4 protein-coding genes are annotated in these 3,321 nt (G+C 42.8%); 2 read left to right on the forward strand and 2 right to left on the reverse strand.

Annotated elements, in window-relative coordinates:
* Window positions 1-226: hypothetical protein (locus V7K21_RS30625; protein WP_442948861.1), on the reverse strand; the 226-nt coding region annotated here is incomplete at its 3' end.
* 249 nt (window positions 227-475) lie between these two features.
* Here V7K21_RS30625 and V7K21_RS08905 point away from each other — a divergent pair.
* Both V7K21_RS08905 and V7K21_RS08910 read left to right on the forward strand, forming a co-directional pair.
* A complete protein-coding gene (locus V7K21_RS08905; RefSeq protein ID WP_335173440.1) occupies window positions 476-1,531 on the forward strand; it encodes a metal ABC transporter substrate-binding protein in 1,056 nt (351 codons plus the stop codon).
* A gap of 18 nt (window positions 1,532-1,549) precedes the next feature.
* Window positions 1,550-2,383 (forward strand): metal ABC transporter ATP-binding protein, encoded by an 834-nt coding sequence (locus V7K21_RS08910; protein WP_298914845.1) that lies wholly within the window; start codon window positions 1,550-1,552, stop codon window positions 2,381-2,383.
* A 375-nt stretch (window positions 2,384-2,758) separates the two neighbouring features.
* Here V7K21_RS08910 and V7K21_RS08915 read toward each other — a convergent pair whose 3' ends face one another.
* Window positions 2,759-3,226, reverse strand: coding sequence for a DUF1772 domain-containing protein (locus V7K21_RS08915; RefSeq protein ID WP_335173443.1), 468 nt, complete (start codon window positions 3,224-3,226; stop codon window positions 2,759-2,761).
* Between the last annotated feature and the right edge of the window lie 95 nt (window positions 3,227-3,321).

Here is a 3,321-nt window from a genome sequence, read left to right on the forward strand (position 1 = left end):
CCGAAATAACAAATGAGTTCCCCGAAATAACAAATGAGTTCCCCGAAATAACAAATGAGTTCCCCGAAATAACAAATGAGTTCCCCGAAATAACAGATGAGTTCCCCGAAATAACAAATGAGTTCCCCGAAATAACAAATGAGTTCCCCGAAATAACAAATGAGTTCCCCGAAATAACAAATGCGTTGACTAGCAAGAACCGCAGGCATCGCCATGATTCCAACAATTTAGCGGGGTTAGGGGATGAGGGATATCAAGGTTTTTGCACATTTAGGATGCTCCCCAACAGGAAGCCATCTTCAGCATTTACGTAGCTCTCACAATCATCTATAAGTAATTTGCCGGATATGAGATCAATTGGTAAAAAAAATCTAAATATTTCACAGCGAAAATACTCTATGGGGGCATTGCATCTTTATACTGAGTAGAGCTTTAATAATAGGCTGACCCTTGAATTTTAGAAGGCTTGAGTGTAATGAAGACCCTCTCTGGATTGCTATTGGCACTCACCTTCATGGTAGTAGCTTGTAGTCCGCCTCAGAATACGGCGGTGTCTCCCAGCCCAAAAGTAACAACCACTCCAGTTGCAGCAGCAGAGCAAAAGATACAAAGTAAGCTTTTAGTTGTCACGACAGTTGCTCCTTTAACAAATATTGTCAGCAACATTGCAGGCGATCGCCTAGAAGTTAAAGGCATTATTCCAGAAGGAACCGATTCTCACACCTTTGAGCCTCGTCCTAGCGATGCCGATCTCCTATCCAAAGCTAATCTGATCATCGCTAATGGGTTGCATTTAGAATCCCCAACCGAAAAACTAGCGATCGCCTCCAAGCCCAAAGAAACTAAAATCTTTGAACTAGGTAGTAAAACTATTACCCAAGACCAATGGCTTTTTGACTTCAGCTTTCCTAAAGAAAAAGGTGATCCCAATCCTCATCTGTGGGTAAACACCAAGTATGCTGAGGCTTATGCCAAACTAGCTGCCGAACAGTTAACCACTTTAGACCCTGGTGGCAAAGATTACTACGCTACCAATCTGAAAAATTATTTACAACGCCTAGAAGCCTTAGACAAAGCAACACGGGAAATCGTCGCCAGTATTCCCGCTAAAAACCGTAAACTTTTGACCTATCACGATTCTTGGGCCTATTGGGCTAGAGAGTATGGTTTTCAAGTGATTGGTGCAATCCAACCTTCAGATTTTAAAGAACCTTCCGCTAAAGATGTAGCAAAGCTTATTGACCAAATTCGGAAAATAGGCGTCCCAGCAATTTTTGGTTCTGAGGTTTACCCTAGCAAAGTAGAAGAACAAATTGCCCGCGAAGCGAAGGTAAAAACCGCTAATACCGCCGATGACGAGTTACCAGGTAAGGGGTCAGCTAATGCAATTGAAGATACTAATCCTGAGCATACCTATATTGGCATGATGGCTAACAATATGCGGATTATCGCCTCTGGCTTAGGGGGAAATTCTGATTTAGTGAAAAACTTAAATACTGCAAATGTCGTCGGTCCAACAGCAACTAAGTAGCATAGAGAAAATAAGTGCATGGAACCGATACTTGAAGTTAGAAATTTGACTTGTGGCTACCAAACCCAGCCAGTTTTTACGGGTGTTAATTTGACGCTTTACCCTGGTCAACTGACCGGCTTAGTGGGGCCTTCTGGCAGTGGTAAAAGTACTTTAATTAGAGCGATATTAGGGTTGGTGATTCCTTGGACTGGAGAGATTTGGTTTCGAGGAAAGCGCTTAAAACCTGGATTAGCACCGCCTTTAGTGGGCTATGTGCCGCAAGTGGAAACAGTAGATTGGACTTTTCCAGTCACGGCTCTGGAAGTGGTAATGATGGGGCGTTACCAAAAACAGAAAATGCTGCCCTGGTCTTCAAAACGCGATCGCCAAGTTGCTAGCGAACTCCTAGAACGCGTCGGCGTTGCCCATGTTGCCCATCAACCCATCGGTAATCTATCCGGTGGTCAACAGCAAAGGGTTTTTATTGCCCGTGCTTTAGTAGGAGAGCCGGAAATCGTTCTTTTAGATGAACCTACTAGTAGTTCAGATTTGCACGTTCAACACGAACTTTTGCATTTATTAGCTGATTTGAATCAGCAAGGTTTGACAATTATCCTCTCCACCCATGACCTCAACTCAGTAGCTACTCATTTGCCTTGGGTAGTTTGTTTCAACCACGGTTTAATCAGCCAAGGTCAACCAATCGATGTCTTCACTCCCGCCAACCTTGAACAGACTTTTGGTGGAGAAATGGTGGTTTTCTACCAACAAGACCGAATCTTAATCGCTAGTGGCGGTACTTCTCTACGCCATCAAATGCAAGATAATTTACCCCATGCACTACGGCGATCTGACTCGAAGTCTGCTTAAAATAAATACTTAGCGTTGCTGATTGACAGGATCAAAAGCTCACACTCTAGGAGCAAAGAAAAAAAGACTAATATTAACTTTGAATTCTTTACCGAGTTTTTTTACTGGAAAACCGACGGGTTAAGAAGGACTAAGCCTTACCAGTGAAGCAGTAAAGAAACCGTTCCTTTTTTTAACTTTTCTAGTTGCAATTAATCCTGGTTAAACTAAAATTCTAGCTGCAATTAATCCTGGTTATAAAATGTCTTGATTGCAGGTTTGAGTGATTAGTATTGCAGGTGGCTACAGTTATAGAGTGGTTTTGAGTTAGCAAAGTGAGGGATAATAGATCTACTTCTGGGTAGAGAGCTTCGTGCATATATGAATGGCTTGAGTTTACCTTCCAACGCACGCAATTGTCAGGAAAATGAATGCGATAAGCAATGCAATCACCCGAATTGCATGACGATTATCCCAAAGTCTACGCCTTTCTTTCCAGTTTTTGGGTAAGTTCTCCAAATTCCATTTAGCAACCTCGTCGTTAATTGGTGCCAGAGCAACGATAGTACAGATAATACTAAGAAGCCAGATCACGGTGGCTGCAATGGCAAACCTGAAAAATATGGGGTTGGAGAGAGTATGCAACTGATAAGTAAAAAAAGATGAAGTGATAAGGGTAGCAGCGTACCAGAAGGGCATGAACGCACCGAATATACGTGCTAGCGGTTGGGCTGCTTTAACATGTGTAGCGTCATCGAGCTTCCATAGCTGCGGGTGGACGAAAAAACCGACCGTGATTTCGTTCCCTACCATTAATCCAGCGACTACAAGTGCAAGGACGCCGGAGACAATTAATATAGTCATATATTATACGCCTTATGTGAGTGAGAAGGGGTAGCAAAAAAGAAAGGGAAACCACAAGATAAAGGTAACGAAACCAAAGCTTGAGGTCTCCCAAT

The organism is Nostoc sp. (assembly GCF_036919595.1).
Lineage (GTDB): Bacteria > Cyanobacteriota > Cyanobacteriia > Cyanobacteriales > Nostocaceae > Nostoc.